Raw genomic sequence first — 16,756 nt, forward strand, 5'->3', positions numbered from 1 at the left:
GGGAGACACGGCGCCCACGACACCGTGGAGTCATGATCGAAGTCAGGGACCTCACCAAGCGCTACGGCGCCACGATCGCCGTGAACTCGCTCGACTTCACGGTCCGTCCGGGCCGGGTCACGGGTTTCCTCGGGCCGAACGGCGCGGGCAAGAGCACCACACTGCGGATGGTCCTCGGGCTGCACACCCCGACCTCCGGTTCGGTGACGGTCTCCGGCCGGCCGTTCCGCGACCGGCCCCGGGGACTGCGGCACGTCGGCGCGCTGCTCGACGCCGGCGACGTGCACGGCGGCCGCACGGCCCGGGCACACCTCGGGGTCCTCGCGCGCTCCAACCGGATCGCGCCGTCCCGGGTGGACGAGGTCCTCGACGAGGTGGGGCTCACCGACGCCGCCCGGCGCCGCGTCGGCGGGTATTCGCTGGGCATGCGGCAGCGGCTCGGGATCGCGGCGGCGCTGCTCGGCGATCCGCCCGTGCTGATCTTCGACGAGCCGCTCAACGGGCTCGACCCGGAGGGCGTGAAGTGGGTGCGCGGCCTGTTCCGACGCCTCGCGGCCGAGGGCCGCACCGTCTTCGTCTCCAGCCACCTGATGAGCGAGATGGAGCACACGGCGGACGAGCTCGTGGTGGTCGGCCGGGGTGAGCTGATCGCGGCCGAGAGCCTGAAGGACTTCGCCTCGCGCGGAACCCGGGCGAGCGTCACTGTCGGCACGCCGGCCGCACCGGAGCTGGCCCGGCTGCTGCTCGCGGAGGGCGCCGGGGTGCACGAGGAGGACAGCGGGCTGCTCACGGTGACGGGACTGAGCGCCGCCCGGATCGGCGACCTCGCGCTCGACCACCGGCTCCCGCTGCACCAGCTGACGCCACGTACGGCCTCCCTGGAGGAGGCGTTCATGGAGCTGACCGCCGACAGCGTCGAGTACCCCGCAGGAGACCTTCGATGACCGCACTCGCCCTTGCTCCGACGGAGCCGCGCGCCCGCTTCCGCGACCTCGTGGCGGCGGAGTGGTCCAAGCTGTGGTCGCTGCGCTCGACCGGCTGGTCGTTCCTGCTCGGTGCGCTGGCCGTGGTCGCGTTCAACGCGGGCCAGGCCTGGGACCACTACCGCTACTGGACCTCGTACGACGCGGCGAGCCGGGCGGCGTTCGTCCGTGACGGCCGGGCGCTGTGGGACGCCTTCACCGGGAACGCGGCCATGGTCCTGATCCTGTGGGCGGCGGCGACGGGCGCGATGGCGGTCGTCACCGAGTACGGCAGCGGCTCGATCCGTACGAGCTTCGCCGCCGTGCCGGCCCGCCGCTCGCTGATGGCCGCCAAGGCGCTGGTGGTGGCGGTGGCGACGACGGGCTTCGGCGGCGTGGTGGCCGGGGTGTCGTTCTGGTCCTCGCAGGCGGTCCTGTCCGCCCACGGCATCGGGCTGTCCCTCGGCCATCCGGGGGCAGTTCGGACGGTGGCCGCCTCGGCCCTGCTCGCCCCGGTGAGCGCGCTGGTGGGGCTGGCGCTGGGCACGTTGCTGCGCAGCGGCGCCGCGTCGATCGTGGCGAGCGTGGTGCTGCTCCTCGTGGTGCCGGCCGTGACGAGCGAGAAGCGGCACTGGTCGGCGGTGCTGGCGCACCTTCAGCCGGAGAGGGCCTGGCAGCGGCTGCTCCAGACGGGGAACTGGGAGGTGCCGTACCCGTGGACGGCCGGCGGGGCGTGGCTGGTGTACGCGACGTGGGCGCTGGTCGCGGCCGGGGTCGCGATCCTCGCGGTGGGGCACCGGGACCAGTGACGGTCAGGGGAACCGGTCCGGTTCCCGGGCCTCCCGGTCCAGGCGCCGCAGCAGGAGCTGTTCGTGGACGAGCCGTCCGACCAGCGCGCCCCCGTAGACGACGAAGCCGACGCCGACGAGCCAGGACTGCAGGACCAGGACGGTGCCGAACTGGCCGTAGGTGACGGCGTTCGAGGCGATCAGGGGCGAGAAGACGAGGGCGGAGAAGATCCGCAGCCCCAGCAGGCCGAGGGAGGTGAGGACGGCTCCGGGCAGCAGGGCGCGCCAGCGGATGCGGCCGCAGAGCAGGAAGCGCTGGGACCACCAGAAGAACAGGCCGGTGCCGATGACGTCACCGAGGGCCACGAGGCCGGTGACGACGGCCGAGGCGTGTTCGGGGGCGGGGGTCGCCACGAAGAGGAGCAGGGCGGCGACGAGGACGGCGAGCCAGACGACGTGGCGCCACATGGTGTGCCAGCGGGCGGTGGGCAGGTCCCAGACCCGTTCGTAGCCGGTCTGGACGGCCGATCCGAAGGTCACACCGAAGGCGGCGAGGGCGGCGAGACCGAAGGCGGTGGTGCGCTGGAGTGCCGCCCCCGGCTGACCGAAGAGGCGTTCGACCTCCTCCTCCGAGACCTCGGAGACGCCGAGGCCCTGGACGAGCCAGCGGGCGAAGCCCTGGCCGCTGGCGAGGTCGGCGGCGGCGATCACGATCAGGAGCGGGACGAGGGTGAGCAGGCTGAGAGCGGCGAACCCCATGGCGCGGTGCATGAGTTCCATCTCGCGCCCCCGGTTCCAGGCGAGTCCGACCGGGGAGGTGAGGATCCGCTCGTGGAGCCGGTGGAACCAGTGGCCGTGCTCGCTGGGGGCACCGTCGTGCGGAGCACCGGAAGTGGGGGGCATGCCTCGTCGAGTACCCCGCCGACCGGCCGAACCCGCCCGACATGCGGCCGAACGGGTGCACGGGCCGCGGCTCAGGTGTGCCGGGGGCGCGCCGCGGGACCGGACCGGACGGTCACCTCGTACGGGCTGAGGGTGGCGTGCTCGTCGCCGGTGCAGACGACCTCGACGCGGACCGGGGCGCCGCAGTCGGCGTGCCGGATGTCGAGGGGGGTGCCCGCGGGGTCTCCGGCGTGGGTGTCGCCCCACTGCTTCAGGGCGAGCAGGACCGGCCACAGGTCGCGCCCCTTGGGGGTGAGGCGGTACTGGGAGCGGGTGCGGGCTCCGGGCTCCTGGTAGGGCTCGACGCGCAGCACCCCGGCGGCGACGAGCTTGCGGAGCCGGTCGGCGAGGACGGCCTCGGAGAGTCCGATGTGGCGGCGGAAGTCGTCGTAGCGGCGCACCCCGTTGAAGGCGTCCCGCAGGATGAGCAGGGACCACTTCTCGCCCACCAGGTCGAGCGCGCGGCGGACCGGGCAGTTCTCGGTGTCCATGTCGAGGTAGTCCATCGTCACACTGTAGACAGCTGACTACGGCATTGACAGTCAGCCGACCGGACATCTAGCTTCGATCTTCGAAGTCAGATGGCGGGCGGATGCCCCGAACGGAGGGAAACCGGTGATGGAGCGGACACGGACGGTGCACTGGAACGATGCGACGGCCACCGCCGAGGCCGCCGCGGGCATGGCCGGTCTCGACTTCCTCCGCGAGCTGATCGCGGGGCGCCTCCCGGGGCCCCCGATCGGAGCGCTGCTCGGCTTCGGCCTCGACGAGGTCGAGCACGGGCGAGCGGTGTTCTCCTTCGAGCCGGGCGAGGAGCACTACAACCCGATCGGCAGCGTGCACGGCGGGGTCTACGCGACCCTGCTCGACTCGGCGGCCGGCTGCGCGGTCCACACCACGCTGCCCCGGGGCATGGGGTACACCTCGCTCGACCTGTCGACGCGCTTCCTGCGCCCGATCACGATGCACACGGGAAAGGTGCGCGCGATCGGCACGGTCCTCAGCGCCGGCAAGCGCACGGCGCTGGCCGAGGCGGGCCTGTACGACGACCAGGACCGCCTGCTCGGACACGCGACGAGCACCTGCATGCTCTTCCCGCTGGGCTGAGACCGTCCGGCCCCGAGCAGGGCCGGTTCCGGTCCACGTCAGGATCGGGTCGGCGTCGGATCACGAGCAGACGAAGGGGCGCCCCGTCCTGGTGCAGTGGTCGGGCGCCAGGTCGTCGGCGGGGTACGGGGCTCCGGTGGCCTGGAGGGCGGCGCTCACCAGGGTGGCGAGCAGGTCGATGTCCGAGCCCATGTCCAGACGGACCGTCACCCACCCGGAGCCGGCGCGCAGGCGCACCGCGCTCGACCCCAGGAGGGCCGGTCGGAGTCGGGCGATCATGGCGCGGGTCAGATGGACCTCGGCCTCGTGCTCACCGTGGAAGTGCACGATCTCCTGCGTCGCGGTGCGCAGGCCGAGCTCAGCGCCGCACGGAGCCCGTCCGGCGATCAGCGAGGGCCAGCTCATCAGGCGTTCACTGGCGTGCCTGGCTGTGTTCATACGAGGAGCGTGCCGCGCCGAGAGGGCCTGCACAAGCGTCCTGCCGAAACAATCCCGCCTTGGCGTGAAACCGCCGACTCGCTTCACGCCACGGGGCGTTCACGGACCCGTGCCGCGAGCACCGCGACGTCGTCCTCGGCGGTGCGCGCGTCCAGCCGCCGCAGCACCTCGTCGACGACCGCCTCCGGCCCCGAACCCGGCGCCAGTCGCAGCGCGGCGAGCCGGGCCAGCGACACGTCGATGTCCTCGCCGCGCCGCTCGACGAGCCCGTCCGTGAAGAGCAGCAGGGTGTCCGCCGGGCCGAGGGTGCGGACCTCCGGTTCGTAGCCCCCGAGCCCGGTGCCCAGGGGCGGCCCCACGGGCAGGTCGACGAGTTCGGCCGAGCCGTCGGCGGCGAACACGACCGGCGGGAGGTGCCCGGCGCTGGCGAAGGTGGCCGTCGAACGGGCCGGATCGACCTGGATCAGCAGACAGGTCGCGGGGCGTCGGCCCTCGTCCTCGGCCACGACGGCGTCGAGTTGACGCAGCACCCGGTGCGGTGGCAGGTCGGTGCCGGCCACCTCGCGCAGCGCGGTGCGGTAGGCGTTCATGTCCACGGCCGCGTCCAGGCCGTGCCCCATGACGTCCCCCACCACCAGCAGGCTGCGCCCGAAGTGGAGCCGTACGGTCTCGAACCAGTCGCCGCCGACCAGCGTGCGCGGGCCGGCGGGAAGGTAGCGGCCGGCGATCTCCAGATTGGGGTGCGGGCGGCCGGGTTCGGCGACCAGGGCGCGCTGCAGGTGCAGGGCGGTGGCCTCGGTGGCGGCGAGCCGGCGCGCGTGGCCGAGATGGAGGCCGGCGAGCCGCGTCGCGTGCGCGACCACGGCCGACTCGTGCGTGGAGAACCCTCCGGAGGCCCGGGCCGCCCGTACCCGGCCCAGCTCCTCGCCGTCCCCCGTCACCAGCGCCAGCTTCAGTACCTGGGCGCCGGGGCGCTCGCCGGCGCCGCCTGATCCGTCCAGAAGCGCGCCCGCCCCGGCCACGACGGAGGTCCCGTGAGCAGGGCCGGAGCCAGGGCCGTGAACGGCACCGGCACCGGGCTCGGCGCCGTCCGGCACGAGGATGTCGACGGCCGCGGCGTCGGCCACCCGGCGCACCAGGAATCCGGCCAGTTCGGCGCAGACGGTCCGTTCGTCGAGCCGGGTGCCTATCTCCATGGCGGCGTGCTCCAGGGCGTCGATCCTGGCGAGGACGGCCTCGTACTCCCCCTCCTGCAAGGACCGCTCCCCCGTTCGTTCCGACACCGCGCCTCCACCACCGTTCCGCTCACCCCCATTCCATCAGCGGCCCGCCCGACCCGCGCGCGGCACCCCCCGGACCAGCAACAGGTCACCCTCCGTGAGGCCCTGGCCTGCGGAGCTCCGGGGCCGTCGGCGGCTGGCGGACGCGGTGGGTTCCCGGGTCGTGAAGACGAGATCGTCTCGTTGTGCCGCTGAGCCGTGCCGGGGCCCGCGCCGGACGGTACGCTGCGACTACTGGCGGGTAACCAAAGCGCGCTCCGGGGGGACCTTCACATGACGACCGGTCACTTCAGCTCCGTCGACGACGTCGCCGCACGGCTCGCCGCCGCCGGCTATCTCGCCTCGCCCGCCGTCGCCACCACGGTGTTCCTCGCCGACCGGCTGGGCAAGCCGCTGCTCGTCGAGGGACCCGCCGGAGTCGGCAAGACGGAGCTCGCCAAGGCGGTCGCCGAGGTCGCCGGGGCGCGGCTGGTCCGGCTCCAGTGCTACGAGGGCGTCGACGAGGCCCGTGCGCTCTACGAGTGGAACCACGCCAAGCAGCTGCTGCGGATCACCGCGGGCCGCGACGAGAGCTGGGACGAGACGCGCACCGACATCTTCGGCGAGGAGTTCCTGCTCCCGCGCCCCCTGCTCACCGCGATCCGCTCCGACGAGCCGACCGTGCTGCTCGTCGACGAGACCGACAAGGCCGACGTGGAGGTCGAGGGGCTGCTCCTGGAGGTCCTCAGCGACTTCCAGGTGACCGTGCCCGAGCTCGGCACCATCACCGCCACCCAGCGGCCCTTCGTGGTCCTCACCTCCAACGCGAGCCGCGAGCTCTCCGAGGCGCTCCGCCGCCGCTGTCTGTTCCTCCACATCGGATTCCCCGAGGAGGAGCTGGAGCGCCGGATCGTCCGGAGCAAGGTGCCCGGCATCGACGAGGCGCTGGCCGCCTCCGTGGTGCGGGTGGTGGGGGCGCTGCGCGCGATGGACCTGCGGAAGGCGCCGTCGGTGGCCGAGACCGTCGACTGGGCCCGCACGCTGCTCGCGCTCGGCGCGGACACCCTCTCCGAGGAGGTCGTACGCGGCAGTCTGGGGGTCATCCTCAAGCATCAGGAGGACATCCGGACGGCGGCCGCCAAGCTCGACCTGGACGCGGTGTGAACTCCCTCCCCAGCGGCCCGGAGCCGGCCGGCACGGCCGATCGGGTCACCGGTCTCGTCCGGGCGCTGCGGGCGCACGGCCTGCGCATCGGCACCGGCGAGACCGTCGACGCCGGCCTCGCCCTGGAGGCGGTGGGCTTCGACGACCGGCAGCGGATGCGGGAGGCGCTCGCCGCGACGCTGCTGCACGGCGAGGGCCAGCGGCGGGTGTTCGACCGGGTCTTCGACCTGTACTTCCCGCTCGTCGAGGGGCGGACGCAGGAGCAGGAGCCGGGGCCGCCCGAGGACGATCCGGCGGCCGCCCTCGCCGACCTGCGCGACCGGCTGGCCGCCGCCCTCGCCGCGGCCGACGAATCCGCGCTGACGGTGCTGGCCGGCGAGGCCGTGGGCGCGCTCGGCGGGTTCGGCGCGACGCCCGGCTCGGACGGCTGGTCCTCGTACCAGACCCTGTCCCGGCTGCGCCCCGAGACCCTGCTGGCCCGGATCCGCGCGGCGCTGCGGGAGGGCGGCGGCGGGCGCGAGCCGGAGTTCGGCGACCGGCTCACCGACGACGAGATCCGGCGGCGCATCGAGGACTTCCGGGAGCGCGTACGGACCGAGGCGCGCCGCCGGGTGGCGTTGCGCCAGGGCCGCGACCAGGTGGCCCGGCGGGCCGTCGCCGCGACACCGGACCGGGTCGACTTCCTGCTCGCCGGACGGGAGCAGCTGGAGGAGCTGAGGCGCACGGTACGGCCGCTGGCGCGCAAGCTCGCGACCCGGCTCGCCGCGCGCCGCCGCCGTGCGTCGCGCGGTGAGATCGACCTGCGGCGCACCCTGCGGCGTTCGCTGTCGACCGGGGGCGTGCCGGTGCGGCCGGTGCTGCGACGGCGGCGCCCCGGGCGGCCCGAGCTGGTCCTGCTCTGCGACGTGTCCGGCTCGGTCGCGGGCTTCGCGCACTTCACGATGCTGCTCGTGCAGGCGCTGCACGACCAGTTCAGCCGGGTACGGGTGTTCGCTTTCGTCAACCGGGTCGACGAGGTCACGGACCTGGTGGCGCGCGGCCGGGCGGACCCGGCGGGGCTCGGCGAGCGGATCCTCGCCGAGGCGACGCTGACCGGCTGGCACGGGCAGAGCGACTACGGGACGGCGCTCGGCGAGTTCGCCGAGCGCTACGCCGACGCGCTCAGCCCCCGGACCGTCGTGTTCGTCCTCGGCGACGCCCGCACCAACCGCAGCGACCCGAACCTGCCCGCGCTGAAGTCCGTCGCGGACCGGGCCCGCCGGGTGTACTGGCTGAACCCGGAACAGCCCGCGCTGTGGTCCACCGGCGACTCCGTCGCCCACGCCTACGCCGAACTGGTCGACATGCGCCCCTGCCGCAACGCGGGACAGCTCGCCGAGCTCATCGGCCGGCTGCTCCCGGTCTGAGCGGCCTGATCAGGGCGGACCGCGTCGTACCGGGTAGCGTGGCCCGCATGGAACTCTTGGGTGAGATCACGGTCGGCCGTCCCCTGCTCGTCCTGGCGGTCAAGGAGGAGGCGCAGCACCTCGACACCGACCTGCCGGTGCTCCTGACCGGCATGGGCAAGGTCAACGCCGCGACGGCACTCGCCTCGGTCCTCGCCCGCGGTCCGCGGCCCTCCGAGATCGTCAACCTGGGCACGGCGGGCGCGCTGCGGCCCGGCTGGACGGGCACCCACGTCGTCGGCACGGTGATCCAGCACGACCTCGACGGCGAGCTGCTGGCGACTCTCACCGGCGAGACGTACGGGGCGCCGATCGCTCTGCGGGAAGGCGGCGACGTGGTCCTCGCGACCGGCGACGCGTTCATCGCGGACGAAACCGCGCGGGAGCGGCTCGCGCTGCGGGCGGCCCTGGTGGACATGGAGGGGTACGCCCTCGCGACCGCCGCCGCCCTCGCCGGGGTCCCGCTGCGGATCGTCAAGCACGTGAGCGACGAGGCCGGCGAGGGCGCCGCCCGCAGCTGGCGCGAGTCGGTCGCCGAGTGCGCCCGGGCGCTGGCCGACTGGGCGGAGGCCAACACCCCGTACCGCGGCTGAGCCCCGCCCCCACCCACGTCAGGCCTGGGCTGCGGACCCCGCCGGGCCTCCCCCGCGCGGCTCCGGGCCGCCGGGAGCCCGGCCGGCGGCGGGCCGCCGGGGGGCCCGGGCGTGCCGCAGGCAGGCGTCGGCGCCTCGGGGCGCCCACCGGCCGAACCCCCCTCCTGACGCCCGGAGTTCCCTTCCTCACGCCACCCCGGCGTCCCTTGACACGGTGGAACCGGCCCTGCCTAAGGTGGGGCGTTCCCTTCCGGACCCGTGGAGGCTCCCGTGCACGCACCGATCGCCGCGCAGCGCCGTGGCCGTCGTGCCGTGCCGACGGGGGCGCTGCTGAGCTGCCGGCGGCATGTCGACTTCTGCCGCACCGCCTCCGCCATCTGTCCTTCCGCGCACCGCTGACCCCACCCCCCGCCGCGCGCCCGCGCCGCGGTGACGGGTCGTCGCATGCCGCACATCCGCTGACCCGCCGTCGGGCGCCACGGCTGCTGCTCGCCGTGCCGTGACGTCGCCGCACCGCTGTGCCCGTCCGGTCGCCGCAGCACCACCGCGTCGTGTCACCCGGCGCGGCCGGGTCGCCCTGTCGCCGCCGTGCCGTCGGCCCGCCGTGCCGCCCCACACGTTCGGAAGGACCTCCATGCCTCACCCCGCCCTGCACCTCGCCGTCGAGATCGACGGTGACGGTGCCCACCCGGCCGCCTGGCGCCGGTCCGCTCACGCGCCGGGAGCGCTGCTGACCCCCCGTCGGGTCGCCAAGGTCGCGGCCGTCGCCGAGAATTCCGGCTTCACCCTGGTCACCCTGGACGACGACGTCCTGCCACCCGGCTCCGCCGCGTCGGGCGGTCCCGCGGGCCGGCTCGGCGCGGTGGAGCGGGCGGCGTTCATCGCCGCCTCGACGAGCGTGATCGGGGTGGCCCCGGTGGTCGCGACCACCTACGCGGAGCCGTTCCACGTCTCCACCCGCCTGGCCTCGCTCGACCACGTCTCGGTGGGCCGGGCCGGTTGGGTCGTCGGGGTGGAGGACGCCCCGGAGGCCGCCCGCGCCTGGGGCAGGCCCCGGGTCGAGGGCGAGCAGGGCCTGCGCCGCGAGGCGGTGGACGGGCTGCGGGTGGTGCGCGACCTGTGGGACTCGTGGGAGGACGACGCCGTCATCCGCTCGGTCGCCACAAGCCGCTACCTGGACGGCGGGCGCCTGCACTACATCGACTTCACGGGCGAGGAGTACAGCGTGAAGGGCCCGGCGATCGTGCCCCGCCCGCCGCAGGGCAGGCCGGTGGTCCTCGCCCCCAAGGGGCTCGTCCCCCCGGAGCTCGTCGACGTCGCGCTCGTCGAGGGCTCCTCCCCCGCGCTGCTCGGGCGGGCCGCCGCCGCCTCCGGCGCGCCGCTCGCCTTCGCCGAGATCGAGGTGGCCCTGGACACGCCGGGCGAGTCGGCCGCCGAGCGGATCGCCGATCTTGACCGGTTCTCGTCCTGGGACTCCGCGCCGGGCCGGCCGCCCGGCCGGCTGCGCTACACCGGCTCCGCCCAGGGGCTCGTCGCCCTCCTGGAGGAGTTGAGCGTTCTGGTCGACGGAGTGCGGCTGCACCCGCTGGTGCTCGACGAGGACCTGGGGGTCCTCTCCCGTCTGGTCCTGCCCGAGCTGTTCGTCCGGCGGGTGGCCGCGCGCCCGCTGCCGGGTACGACGCTCCGCACCTCCCTCGGGCTCCCCCGCCCCGAAAGCCGCTTCGCCACCGCCACCGCCACCGCCACCACCGCGGCCACCCCCACGCCCGCCCGGGAGGAGAACCGATGACCGCCACCGACCCGCACGACGTTCCTCGCCCCGACGCCCAGCTGCACTTCGGCGTCTTCTTCCAAGGCGTCAACCACTGGACGATCTGGTCCCATCCGGAGAGCGGCTCGCAGATCGACCCGGCCTCCTTCCGCCGGGTCGCGCAGACGGCCGAACGCGGGCTCTTCGACGCCTTCTTCCTCGGCGACGGACTGCGGCTGCGCGAGACCGGCGGCGAGATCCACGAGCTGGACGTCGCCGGACGTCCCGACTCCCTCGCCCAGCTGTCCGCACTGGCCGCCGTCACCCGCCGGATCGGTCTGGTCTCGACGTCCAACACGACGTTCAACGAGCCGGTCGACCTCGCCCGCCGGCTCGCCGGCCTCGACCTGTTGTCGGAGGGCCGGGCCGGCTGGAACGTCGTCACCACCGACAACGCCTGGACCGGCGCCAACTTCCGGCGCGGCGGCTTCCTCGACCACGCGGACCGCTACCGGCGCGCCGAGGACTTCCTCACCCTGGCCCGCGCGGTCTGGGACGGCTGGGCGGACGGCGCGGTGGCCGACTCCGTCGACGCCCGCACCTGGTCGGTGCCGGGCACGATCGGCCGGGTGCGGGCCGCCGGCCCGCACTTCGACGTGGACCTGGCACCGACGCTGCCGCGGAGCCCGCAGGGGCATCCGGTGATCTTCCAGGCGGGCGACTCGCCCGACGGCCGGGACTTCGCGGCGCGCAACGCCGACGTCATCTTCTCCGCCCACGGCCAGGACTTCGACGACGCGCTGGCGTTCGCCGGGGACATCCGGCGCCGGCTGCGCGCGGCCGGGCGGGCCGAGGACGCGCTGCGGATCCTGCCGGGCACCGAGATCATCATCGGGGCGACGGAGAAGGAGGCCGAGGAGAAGGCGCGCTGGGTGCGGCTCGAGCAGGTCACCCCGGCGACGGCCCTGGCCGTCGCGGCCCGGCTGTGGAACATCGACCTGTCCGACCGGGACGCGGACGGGCCGCTGCCTTCGGAGGACCCGGTGGTCCTGGAGAACACCGGGGCGTTCGGCTCGTCGCGGATCGCCGATCCGCGGACGGTGGTCGCCGAATGGCGGGCGAAGGCGGAGGCCAACGGCTGGTCGCTGCGGGAGACGGTCATCGAACTGGGGCCGCAGCGCGGGCACGTGGGCACGCCGTCGGGTCTCGCCGAGAAGTTCACGCGCTTCGCCCGGCACGGCGCGGTCGACGGGTTCAACATCTCGCCGTATCTGATCCCGGACGGTCTGGACGACATCGTGGACCTCCTGGTTCCGGCCCTCCAGGAGCGCGGGGCGTATCGGACGGCGTACACGGGCCGCACGCTGCGGGAGCACCTGGACCTCGCCCCGGTGGCCTGACCGGGCCGCGGCGCGACGCGTCCGCATCGCGGACGGCCGACGCGCGGTCAGCATGCCCGGCCCATGGCGGAAGGAGCCACCAGAGGGCGCATGAAGGGCGCGCGAGACACCCGAACGGGACGGCGGGGACACCGATAGCCCGGTTTCGCACGTGCAGCAGCGGGCCGGGGCCCGAGACGTCCCCTAGGGCAGGGCGTCCGGCCCGCGCACGGCGGCCGGTTCCGGCGGGCGCACCACGAGCACGGCGGCCACGTCGTCGTCGAGACCGTCCGCACTGTAGAGCCCGAGGTCCTGGTGGAGGAGGTTCAGGACCCGGCTCCCGGGCTCGTCCGCCCAGCCGCGCAGCCGTTCCTCGAGGGGGTAGAAGTCACCGGCCCGGTCCCGGGTCTCGCTCACCCCGTCGGTGAACAGCAGGAGGCGGTCCCCCGGCCCGAAGGGCGCCTCTTCCACGTGGTGCCGGGAGGCGCACAGTCCCGCGAGGTTGACGGGCAGGGAGGGGTCCGCGAAGGGGACGGCGCGCACCCGGCCCGCGTGCTGGAGCAGCGGCGCCGGGTGGCCGCAGCTCAGCAGGCGTACGAGGTCGCGGTCGTCGGGCAGTTCCAGCAGGAGGACGGTGGCGAAGCGTTCGGCGGCGTCGGAGTCGGGGTCCCAGGCGCCGTAGCGCTGCAGACCCTCTTCGAGGCGGTCGGCGAGGGCCGCGAGATCGGGGGCCTCGGTGACGGCTGCGCGGTAGGCGCCGAGCAGCACGGCGGCCGTCTCGACCGCGCCGAGGCCCTTGCCCTGGACGTCGCCGAGCATGACGCGCACGGCGCCCGGGACCCGTACGGCCTCGTAGAAGTCGCCGCCGATCCGGGCCTTCGCCGCGGCGGAGACGTACAGGAGGTGGAGTTCGACCGAGCCGAGGCGGGGCGCCAGCGGGCGCAGCAGCACCCGCTGGACGACCTCGGCGACCGCGGTCACCTCGCTCAGGTCGCGTTCGTAGCGGGTGCGGGCCCGACTGACCCAGAGGGCCGCGAGGGTGACGGCGGCCAGCACCAGTTCGGCCGCGACGACGTCCGTGGCGGGATCTCCCTGCGCCATGCCCAGGAACACCCTCAGCACCATGGCGAGCAGCCCGATCGCGAGGGTGCCGCGCTCGCTCCAGGTGATGGCGGCGAGCGCCGGGCCGATGACCAGGAGGCGGTCGAAGTGCTGCCCCTCCGAGTTGATCAGGTCGGCGATCACCACGAGGGCGAGGGCCAGGACGGGCAGCGCGAGGCCGAGGTTGAACTGGGCGCGCGTCCCCGTCGCGGCGGGGAGGCGGTGACCACCGGTGGGCATTCCGTGATCGTACGTACGGATCCGCACGATGTGTGGGCGTTACGGCCCCGCTGGCGTGTCCGCGACCCGCGGTCGGGGGCCGTGCTCCCGGCTCGGCGCGCCCGGCAGGCGGAGGGCTGCCGGGACGGCGAGCGCTCCGACGGCGGCGAGGGCGGGCAGGGCTGTGCCGGAGGGGAACAGCAGGGTCGCCAGCGCGACGCCGATGACCGGGCCGGTGTTCATCGCGGTCTGCTGGAGCCCGCCGGCGACCCCGGCGTGCTCCTCCGCCGCGTGGTGCACGACCACGGAGGTGGCGGTCACCATGACGGCCCCGAACCCGGCGCCGATCAGCGCGGCGCAGCCGCCGGTGGCGAGCGCGGAGGCGGTCACCTCGGGCCGGGCGAGCAGCAGGACGCCCACGGCGAGCAGGACGGCGCCGCCGGTGGCGGTGGCCCGCGCGCCGACGCGCTTCTTGATCAGGACGCTGAGCGGCGCCCCGGCGATCATGAGCAGGGCGAGCGGCACCATCCGCAGGGCGGTGGGGAGCGGGCCGAGGCCGAGGGTGTCCTGGAGCAGGTACGTGGCCGTGAACAGGGTGCCGGAGAGCGCGGCCGACACGGCGAGGAGGGCGGCGAGACCGGCGGCGACCGGGCCGGGCCGCAGCATGTCCGGGGGCAGCAGCGGCTGCGGGGCGCGCCGCTCGTGCCCGACGAAGGCACTGGCGGCGAGCACCGCGAGGACGAGGGAGGGCGCGGCGCCGGCGGCGGGCCCTCGGACGATCCCGTGCACGAGGCAGGCGAGGGCGAGGCCGAGCAGACAGGCGCCCGGCAGGTCGAGCGCACCGGCTCCGCCCCGCGTCGCCGCCCGGGGCGGTTCGGGCACGGCGAGGCACAGCAGCGCGATCGCCAGGGTCGGCGGCACGCCGATCAGGAACACGGCCCGCCAGCCGTGGACGTCGACGAGCAGCCCGCCGACCAGCGGCCCGCCGGCGGCCGCCAGGCCGATGGCGCTGGTGCGCAGCGCGACGGGCATGCCGAGCCGCTCGGCCGGATACGCGGCGCGCAGCATCCCCAGGGTGGCGGGCTGCAGCAGCGCGCCGGCGACGCCCTGGAGGACGCGCAGCGCGACGACCCAGCCGATCCCGGGTGCGACGGCGATTCCGGCGGACGCGCCGGCGAAACCGAGGCAGCCGAGCGCGAAGATCCGACGATGCCCGTAGCGGTCCCCGAGCCGGCCGGCGAAGACCAGGAGGCCGGCGACGGCGACGAGGTAGCCGGTGCTGGTCCACTGCACCTGCCCGGTGTCGGCGCCGAGGTCCGCCTGGAGCGCGGGCTGGGCGATGGTGAGCACGGTCCCGTCGAGCGCGACGACGGCGGCGCCGACGACGCTGCAGGTGAGGGCGAGGGGGCGGTGGAGCGCGGGGAGGCCGCCGCGACGCCCGCTCATCGCCCGCCGCCCACGGCTGCGGAGGCCGGACCGGCGGGGGGGCCGGGCCGTCCGGCCGCCGGTCCGAGGTGGGCGTCGAGCGCGGCGGCGAGCAGCGGCGCCACGTCGTCCGTGCCGGTCGCGAGGCGGAGGCTGCCCCAGCGCCGGAGCTGGGCGATGCCGTGGAGGTTGGCCCACAGGGCGCCGGTGGTCAGGACGGGGTCGGCGGCGTCCGGGCGGGCCAGGGCGACGAGCTCGGCGAGGTGGGCGAAGAGCGGGAGGCTGGTGTCGCGCAGGCCGAGCCGGCCGCTCTCCAGCAGGTCGTGACGGAACATCAGCTCGTACATCCCGCCGCGGGTGTGCGCGAAGTCGAGGTAGGCGCGGGCCAGGGCCGCGATCCGGACGCGCGGTTCGCCCTCGGTCACGGCCCGCACCTGGGCGCCGAGCTCGTGGAACCCCTCGCGGGCGATGGCGGAGAGCAGGTCGAGATGGGTCGGGAAGTAGCGGCGGGGCGCGCCGTGGGAGACACCGGCGCGGCGGGCGATCTCGCGCAGCGAGAGGGCGTGGACGCCCTCCGCGTCGACGAGGTCGACACCGGTGCGGACGAGCCGGTCGCGGAGTCCGGTCTCCGGGGAGTGGGGGTCTGCAGTCATGGCACCTGTCCAGTCGATCAAGGTAGACACTGTCTACCCCACTTCGTAGACACTGTCTACCTTGATCGCCCCCACAGGTCCGTTACACTGATCCGCAGCGAAGGGGAGTAGCCCTGCGAACCGGTCGTCGACACACTGGAACCTCCGGGTTCCCGGTGACCGGGTCCGTGCGGAAGCGCGGGCGGGCGAGACCTTCGGCCAGGCAGTACGTCACGTCCGCATCCCTGTGGGCGTGGTCCGTCATGCCGGGCCGAGTGGTCCTCCCGCCGCCCTTCGAGGCGCCGTGCCGGGCCCGGGTCCGGTCCGAGCAGAGAGCCCCGGTATGCACCTCGACCCCTTGGCGATCATCACCGCCTTCGGGCTGATCTTCCTCGCCGAACTTCCCGACAAGACGATGTTCGCGTCGCTCGCCATGGGCACGCGCATGCGTCCGCTGTACGTCTGGTTCGGCACCTCCACCGCGTTCATCGTCCACGTGGCCATCGCCGTCGGCGCCGGAAGCCTGCTCGGCCTCCTCCCCGGCTGGTCCGTCAAGCTCGTGTCGGCCCTGATGTTCGGCTTCGGCGCGTTCATGCTGCTGCGCGGCGGGGACGACGAGGGCGAGGAGGACGCCGGCGGCAAGACGGTGACCGGCTTCTGGCCCGTCTACTCCACGGCGTTCATGGCCGTGTTCATCAGCGAGTGGGGCGACCTGACCCAGATCACCACGGCCAACCTCGCCGCCACCAACGGCACCTGGTCGACCGCGATCGGTTCCGCCGCCGCCCTGATGAGCGTCTCGGCCCTCGCGCTCGTCGCCGGCCGCTTCATCGCCAAGCGCGTCCCGCTGAAAACCGTCCAGCGCATCGGCGGCGTGTGCATGGCGGCACTCGCCCTCTGGTCGTTGGTGGAGATCTTCACCGCCTGACGTCCAGACGCCCTCACACCCTGACGCCCTGACGCGTCCCCCGTCCGTCAGCAGGACCCGGAGGGGACATGCCCGCCGCCCTACGATGCGGGCATGTCCGCCATCCGCGAACCGGCCGACCGCCTCACGGCCTTCGGCAACCAACTCGTCGACGTCCACCTCTACCTCCGCGAGGAGCTGACCCGCCTCCGCGAGGAGGTGGCCGCGCAGCTCGCCGCAGGCGGGGAGCGCCCCCGCGAGCTACGGGCCCACTGCCTCGCGTTCTGCTCCGCCCTCACCCGCCACCACACGGCCGAGGACGAGGGGGTCTTCCCCGCCCTCGCCCGGCGCCACCCCGAGCTGCGTCCGGTGCTCGACGAGCTCGCCCGGGACCACGAGCAGGTGACGGAGCTCCTGCGCGCCGCCCAGGAGCTCGGCGACGGCCTCGGCGCCGGGCCCGAGCCGGATCCGGCCGAGGTACGGCGGACCCTCGGCGAGCTCGACGGGCTCGTCGCCCTGGTCGAGTCCCACTTCACCTTCGAGGAGCGCAAGCTCGTGACCGCGCTCAACGCGCTCGACGAGCCGCTGCCCGGGGACTTCGCCCTCCGCGACCTGACGGAACGCTGAGCGCGCCGACGCCGGATC

The 16,756-nt window shown here is 74.6% G+C and carries 17 protein-coding genes; 10 read left to right on the top strand and 7 right to left on the bottom strand.

The window, feature by feature from the left end:
- The first annotated feature begins 32 nt into the window (after nucleotides 1-32).
- Both AB0M16_RS15415 and AB0M16_RS15420 read left to right on the top strand, forming a co-directional pair.
- A complete protein-coding gene (locus AB0M16_RS15415; protein WP_365342897.1) occupies nucleotides 33-944 on the top strand; it encodes an ATP-binding cassette domain-containing protein in 912 nt (303 codons plus the stop codon).
- Nucleotides 941-1,771 (top strand): ABC transporter permease, encoded by an 831-nt coding sequence (locus AB0M16_RS15420; RefSeq protein ID WP_365342899.1) that lies wholly within the window; start codon nucleotides 941-943, stop codon nucleotides 1,769-1,771. Before AB0M16_RS15415 ends, AB0M16_RS15420 begins: the two co-directional genes overlap by 4 nt.
- 3 nt (nucleotides 1,772-1,774) lie before the next feature.
- Here the strand turns inward: AB0M16_RS15420 and AB0M16_RS15425 are convergent, their stop codons facing one another.
- Both AB0M16_RS15425 and AB0M16_RS15430 read right to left on the bottom strand, forming a co-directional pair.
- Nucleotides 1,775-2,653 carry a YhjD/YihY/BrkB family envelope integrity protein gene (locus tag AB0M16_RS15425; RefSeq protein ID WP_365342901.1) on the bottom strand — a complete coding sequence of 293 codons (879 nt, stop codon included), beginning with the start codon at nucleotides 2,651-2,653 and terminating at the stop codon, nucleotides 1,775-1,777.
- 71 nt (nucleotides 2,654-2,724) lie between these two features.
- Nucleotides 2,725-3,198: a helix-turn-helix domain-containing protein gene (locus tag AB0M16_RS15430; RefSeq protein ID WP_365342903.1), complete on the bottom strand. Its 474-nt coding sequence runs from the start codon at nucleotides 3,196-3,198 to the stop codon at nucleotides 2,725-2,727.
- 112 nt (nucleotides 3,199-3,310) lie between these two features.
- On the opposite strand from AB0M16_RS15430, the gene AB0M16_RS15435 reads away from it, so the two are divergent.
- Nucleotides 3,311-3,799: a PaaI family thioesterase gene (locus AB0M16_RS15435; protein ID WP_365342905.1), complete on the top strand. Its 489-nt coding sequence runs from the start codon at nucleotides 3,311-3,313 to the stop codon at nucleotides 3,797-3,799.
- A 60-nt stretch (nucleotides 3,800-3,859) separates the two neighbouring features.
- Here AB0M16_RS15435 and AB0M16_RS15440 read toward each other — a convergent pair whose 3' ends face one another.
- Both AB0M16_RS15440 and AB0M16_RS15445 read right to left on the bottom strand, forming a co-directional pair.
- Nucleotides 3,860-4,237: a luciferase family protein gene (locus AB0M16_RS15440; protein ID WP_365342907.1), complete on the bottom strand. Its 378-nt coding sequence runs from the start codon at nucleotides 4,235-4,237 to the stop codon at nucleotides 3,860-3,862.
- 83 nt (nucleotides 4,238-4,320) lie between these two features.
- Nucleotides 4,321-5,493, bottom strand: coding sequence for a PP2C family protein-serine/threonine phosphatase (locus tag AB0M16_RS15445; protein WP_365342909.1), 1,173 nt, complete (start codon nucleotides 5,491-5,493; stop codon nucleotides 4,321-4,323).
- Between the two features lie 297 nt (nucleotides 5,494-5,790).
- On the opposite strand from AB0M16_RS15445, the gene AB0M16_RS15450 reads away from it, so the two are divergent.
- The 5 genes from AB0M16_RS15450 (at nucleotide 5,791) to AB0M16_RS15470 (ending at nucleotide 11,848) form a co-directional block, all read left to right on the top strand.
- Entirely contained in the window at nucleotides 5,791-6,660 is an 870-nt protein-coding gene (locus tag AB0M16_RS15450) for a MoxR family ATPase (protein WP_365342911.1), read from the top strand.
- The gene (locus AB0M16_RS15455; protein WP_365342913.1) at nucleotides 6,657-8,066 is read left to right on the top strand and encodes a VWA domain-containing protein; all 1,410 of its coding nucleotides are present in this window, start codon (nucleotides 6,657-6,659) and stop codon (nucleotides 8,064-8,066) included. The genes AB0M16_RS15450 and AB0M16_RS15455 overlap by 4 nt, the downstream gene beginning before the upstream one ends.
- 47 nt (nucleotides 8,067-8,113) lie before the next feature.
- Complete coding sequence (locus tag AB0M16_RS15460; protein WP_365342915.1) at nucleotides 8,114-8,698, top strand: nucleosidase; 585 nt, start codon at nucleotides 8,114-8,116, stop codon at nucleotides 8,696-8,698.
- 634 nt (nucleotides 8,699-9,332) lie between these two features.
- Nucleotides 9,333-10,487 carry an LLM class flavin-dependent oxidoreductase gene (locus AB0M16_RS15465; protein ID WP_365342917.1) on the top strand — a complete coding sequence of 385 codons (1,155 nt, stop codon included), beginning with the start codon at nucleotides 9,333-9,335 and terminating at the stop codon, nucleotides 10,485-10,487.
- Nucleotides 10,484-11,848: an NtaA/DmoA family FMN-dependent monooxygenase gene (locus tag AB0M16_RS15470; RefSeq protein ID WP_365342919.1), complete on the top strand. Its 1,365-nt coding sequence runs from the start codon at nucleotides 10,484-10,486 to the stop codon at nucleotides 11,846-11,848. The genes AB0M16_RS15465 and AB0M16_RS15470 overlap by 4 nt, the downstream gene beginning before the upstream one ends.
- A 183-nt stretch (nucleotides 11,849-12,031) precedes the next feature.
- On the opposite strand, the gene AB0M16_RS15475 is transcribed toward AB0M16_RS15470, so the two are convergent.
- The 3 genes from AB0M16_RS15475 to AB0M16_RS15485 are packed head-to-tail and all read right to left on the bottom strand — an operon-like array spanning nucleotide 12,032 to nucleotide 15,225.
- Entirely contained in the window at nucleotides 12,032-13,168 is a 1,137-nt protein-coding gene (locus AB0M16_RS15475) for a PP2C family protein-serine/threonine phosphatase (protein ID WP_365342922.1), read from the bottom strand.
- A 39-nt stretch (nucleotides 13,169-13,207) separates the two neighbouring features.
- On the bottom strand, nucleotides 13,208-14,593 hold the full coding sequence (locus AB0M16_RS15480) for an MFS transporter (protein ID WP_365342924.1): 1,386 nt from the start codon (nucleotides 14,591-14,593) through the stop codon (nucleotides 13,208-13,210).
- Nucleotides 14,590-15,225, bottom strand: a complete 636-nt coding sequence (locus tag AB0M16_RS15485) for a TetR/AcrR family transcriptional regulator (protein WP_365342926.1) — start codon at nucleotides 15,223-15,225, stop codon at nucleotides 14,590-14,592. The genes AB0M16_RS15480 and AB0M16_RS15485 overlap by 4 nt, the downstream gene beginning before the upstream one ends.
- A gap of 322 nt (nucleotides 15,226-15,547) precedes the next feature.
- Between AB0M16_RS15485 and AB0M16_RS15490 the strand changes: the two genes are divergently transcribed.
- Nucleotides 15,548-16,132 carry a TMEM165/GDT1 family protein gene (locus tag AB0M16_RS15490; protein ID WP_365342928.1) on the top strand — a complete coding sequence of 195 codons (585 nt, stop codon included), beginning with the start codon at nucleotides 15,548-15,550 and terminating at the stop codon, nucleotides 16,130-16,132.
- 93 nt (nucleotides 16,133-16,225) lie between these two features.
- On the top strand, nucleotides 16,226-16,738 hold the full coding sequence (locus AB0M16_RS15495; protein WP_365342930.1) for a hemerythrin domain-containing protein: 513 nt from the start codon (nucleotides 16,226-16,228) through the stop codon (nucleotides 16,736-16,738).
- The last annotated feature ends 18 nt before the right edge of the window (nucleotides 16,739-16,756 follow it).

This window comes from Streptomyces sp. NPDC051921 (genome assembly GCF_040680975.1).
GTDB lineage: Bacteria > Actinomycetota > Actinomycetes > Streptomycetales > Streptomycetaceae > Streptomyces.